Raw genomic sequence first — 519 nt, forward strand, 5'->3', positions numbered from 1 at the left:
TACCTTCATCGATGGCAAATGCCAAACCGACGAGGTTCGCCACCATGTAATCAAGGCTGTCCGTTTCGGTATCAAAGGCAAACAGCTCTACCGCTTTGAGTTTTTCTAGCCACGCATTGAAAGAAGCTTCGTCCAAAATGGTTTCGTACTGACTGCGATCAATCGTTACCGCTGAGGTTTCCATTTCAGCATGCGAAGAAGATGATGATGCTTGCGCAGAGCCCGCAAGTTCAACCGCTTCGACAGTGCCTGAGCCGCCTTCAAGCAGTTCGTTCAACCAAGACTTAAACGTCAACTGACCATACAGTTTGATCAATTCGTCTTTGTTTGGCTCTGCTTTCAGTAGCGACTCTGGTGTTTCTTCCAGTTCCACATCCAGCTTGATGGTAGCCAGCTCATAAGACAGCATAGCGTTGTCTTTGTTGTCGACCAGCTTCTTCGCCATGGTTTTCGAACCGCGGAAACCAAGTGCCGCGATATCATCCAGATTTTCGTACAACTTAGTCAGGCCACCAATGC

1 pseudogene is annotated in these 519 nt (G+C 48.4%); it reads right to left on the reverse strand.

What is annotated here, in order from left to right:
* Positions 1-519, reverse strand: a pseudogene (locus R7Q46_RS30255) (DNA polymerase I); the annotation flags it as partial.

The sequence above is a fragment of the Vibrio sp. 811 genome, from assembly GCF_033339195.1.